This is a genomic window from Micromonospora sp. DT4 (assembly GCF_049841675.1).
In the GTDB taxonomy this organism is placed as follows: domain Bacteria; phylum Actinomycetota; class Actinomycetes; order Mycobacteriales; family Micromonosporaceae; genus Micromonospora.
The window spans coordinates 1-3,318 of the sequence record NZ_JBNCKT010000064.1 but is presented as its reverse complement, the minus strand read 5'-3'; the positions used below and the strand labels follow the sequence as shown (position 1 = coordinate 3,318).

Below are 3,318 nucleotides of genomic sequence, written 5' to 3'. Positions count from 1 at the left end.
GGTCTGCCCGGTGAGCAGAGCGCCAGCCGAGGCGGCGCGCCCCCGGGGCGGCCGCCCCGCGGTGGGGACCGCCCCCCCCCCCCGGCCCCCGGCGGGGGGCGGGCCCCGCGACCGCGGCCCCGGCCCAGCCGGTGGTGCGGGGACTGCTCAGCAGTCGTAGTACATGGCGAACTCGTGCGGGGTCGGGCGCAGACGCACCGGGTCGACCTCGTTGGCGCGCTTCCAGTCGACCCAGGTGGAGATCAGGTCGGGGGTGAATACGCCGCCCTCGAGCAGGTAGTCGTGGTCGGCCTCGAGCGAGTCGAGCACGGCCGGCAGCGAGCCCGGGACCTGCTTGACGTCGCCCCACTCCTCCGGCGGGAGGTCGTAGAGGTCCTTGTCGATCGGCGTCGGCGGCTCGATCTTGCTCTTGATGCCGTCCAGGCCGGCCATCATCATGGCCGAGAAGGCCAGGTAGACGTTGGCCGACGGGTCCGGCACGCGGAACTCGACGCGCTTGGCCTTCGGGTTGCTGCCGGTGACCGGGATGCGGGTGCAGGCGGAGCGGTTGCGCTGCGAGTAGACCAGGTTGACCGGCGCCTCGAAGCCCGGCACCAGGCGACGGTACGAGTTGACCGTCGGGTTGGTGAGGGCCAGCAGCGACGGCGCGTGGTGCAGCAGACCGCCGATGTACCAGCGGGCCATGTCGGACAGGCCGGCGTAGCCGGTCTCGTCGTAGAACAGCGGCTCGCCGTTGAGCCAGAGGCTCTGGTGGGTGTGCATGCCGGAACCGTTGTCGCCGAAGAGCGGCTTGGGCATGAACGTGGCGGTCTTGCCGTTGGCCCAGGCCTCGTTCTTCACGATGTACTTGAAGAGCTGGAGCTGGTCACCGGCGTGCAGCAGGGTGGAGAACCTGTAGTTGATCTCGGACTGGCCGGCGGTGCCCACCTCGTGGTGCGACCGCTCCACGGTGAAGCCGGTGTCGACCAGCCGGCGCACGATCGAGTCGCGCAGGTCGGCGTAGTGGTCGACCGGCGGAACGGGGAAGTAGCCGCCCTTGTACGCGGTCTTGTAACCGCGGTTGCCGCCGACCTCCTCGCGACCCGTGTTCCAGGCGCCCTCGATCGAGTCGATGTAGTAGAACGACTGGTGCGCCGAGGTCTCGTGGCGGATCGAGTCGAAGATGTAGAACTCCGCCTCGGCGCCGAAGTAGGCGGTGTCGGCGATGCCGCTCGCCGCCAGGTACGCCTCGGCCTTCTTCGCCACGTTGCGCGGGTCGCGGGTGTAGGCCTCGCGGGTGAACGGGTCGTGGATGAAGAAGTTCAGCGCGAGCGTCTTCTGCGCGCGGAACGGGTCGATGAACGCGGTGGCGACATCCGGGAGCAGGAGCATGTCCGACTCGTGGATCGCCTGGAAACCGCGGATCGACGAACCGTCGAACGCGAGGCCGTCGGTGAAGAGGTCGTCGTTGACGGACTCGACCGGCAGGTTGAAGTGCTGCATCACGCCGGGCAGGTCACAGAAACGCACGTCGACGAACTTCACGTCCTCGTTCTTGAGGTATCGCAGCAGTTCCTCGGGATTGGCGAACACACATCCTCCTGGCACGTCCACGGGGTGGCTAGGCTCCTGGCGACGCTAGGACCGGGGAGTTGCCCGGCCATGTCTTCGGTGTTTCTGCCGTGTTACGTCCCTCGCGGAGCGTCAGGAACGCTCCTGTCCACGCACTCAGCCTGTGCGAACGGCGTACCGGCTGTGCCAGTGTAATGACACTTGAGGCCATTGGCCCGAATCGGCGCGCAGTGGTGACGGCACCCCGAAGCGCCGATCTGGACGCGGATACCCTTGATCGCTGTGACCAGTCCGCATGTCCCGGCAGCGCCGGCCACCGACCCTACCTTCACCCCGCCGAGCCTGGGACGGCGCTTCGGGGCGCTGATCATCGACTGGGTGCTCTGCCTGCTGGTGGCCAACATCTTCGCCGACCCGGTACGCGACGGCTGGGCGCCGGTGCTCGTGCTGATCCTGGAGTACGGCATCTTCCTCGGCCTGTTCGCGCAGACGCCGGGCATGTACATCACCAAGGTCCGCTGCGTGAACTGGCACGACGGGGGTCGGATCGGCCTGCTCCGCGCGCTGGCCCGGGGCGTGCTGCTGGCGCTCGTCGTACCCGCGCTGATCATGGACGAGCACCGCCGTGGCGTGCACGACCGTCTCGTCGACTCGGTCATCGTCGACGCTCCCCGGGTCTGACGCGCCACGACACCCCCGCCGTGCGGGCACGCCCCAAGATCTCCACAGCTTCACCGATGTTGCTGCCTCCCGCGCCCCTGAGGCAGCAACATCGGTGATCTTGCGCGGATCTTGGCCGCAGGGCGCGGACTGCGGACGCGAGGCGCGGATCTTGGCTGCGAGGCGCGGACCGCGGACACGCGGCGCGGATCTTGGCCGCAGGGCGCGGACTGCGGACGCGAGGCGCGGATCTTGGCTGCGAGGCGCGGACCGCGGACACGCGGTGCACGAGAAGAGCCGGACCCGTGCGGGTCCGGCTCTTTCACGGGGTACGGCTCAGCGTCGCGGCTGGCGGGCGCCGCCCGGCGGCCGCATGTTCTTCGGGATCGCGCCCTTGGGCATCTGCGGACGGGCGGTGAGCGCCTTGAGTCGCTTGTCCAGCGCGTTGACGTCCTTGCCGCTGAGCGCGCGGGGCAGCCGCAGCAGCGTCGTGCGCAGCTTGCGGATCGGCAGCTCGCCCTCCTGCTGGCCGATCACGTAGTCGTGCAGCGGGGCGGAGCCGATGACCTTGGCCAGCCGACGCTTCTCCTGCCCCAGCAGGCCGCGTACGCGCTGGGGGTTGCCCTCGGCCAGCAGGATCACGCCCGGCCTGCCGATCACCAGGTGGACCATGTCCATCTGGGTGGTGGAGCTGACGGCGGGGGTGACCCGCCAGTCGCCGCGCATGTTGTCCATGATCTGCGCCGCCGCGCCCGGCTGCCCCTCGGCGGCGTTCATCATCGCCTGGTTGGACCGCAGGTTGAGCACGATCAGCACCGCGAGCAGGGCGAACAGGATGCCCAGCGGCAGCCAGATCCAGCTCCAGAGGATCACCGCGACCACGGTGAGCGCGAGCGGGATGAGCACCGCCGCGGCGACCAGCGGCGCGAACCACCGGTCCTGCTTGGCGGTGAACTGGAACACCATCCCGATCTGCTTCAGCCGTTGGCCGAACGAGACCTTCTCCTGGGGCTTTGCCATGCCGCAGAGTCTAGACGATCTATTCCAAGGGGTGCGGGGCAGCGAACAAGAGCGAGGGTGTCCATGATCGACGTTGCTGAGCAACGA

The 3,318-nt window shown here is 69.0% G+C and carries 3 protein-coding genes; 1 reads left to right on the top strand and 2 read right to left on the bottom strand.

What is annotated here, in order from left to right:
* Window positions 1-147: 147 nt before the first annotated feature.
* The gene (glnA, locus tag ACLQ24_RS18485) at window positions 148-1,572 is read right to left on the bottom strand and encodes a type I glutamate--ammonia ligase (protein ID WP_425892960.1); all 1,425 of its coding nucleotides are present in this window, start codon (window positions 1,570-1,572) and stop codon (window positions 148-150) included.
* 261 nt (window positions 1,573-1,833) lie between these two features.
* Between glnA and ACLQ24_RS18480 the strand changes: the two genes are divergently transcribed.
* Window positions 1,834-2,232 (top strand): RDD family protein, encoded by a 399-nt coding sequence (locus ACLQ24_RS18480; RefSeq protein ID WP_425892959.1) that lies wholly within the window; start codon window positions 1,834-1,836, stop codon window positions 2,230-2,232.
* Window positions 2,233-2,547: 315 nt separating this feature from the next.
* Here the strand turns inward: ACLQ24_RS18480 and ACLQ24_RS18475 are convergent, their stop codons facing one another.
* A complete protein-coding gene (locus tag ACLQ24_RS18475; protein ID WP_425892958.1) occupies window positions 2,548-3,231 on the bottom strand; it encodes a DUF4191 domain-containing protein in 684 nt (227 codons plus the stop codon).
* Between the last annotated feature and the right edge of the window lie 87 nt (window positions 3,232-3,318).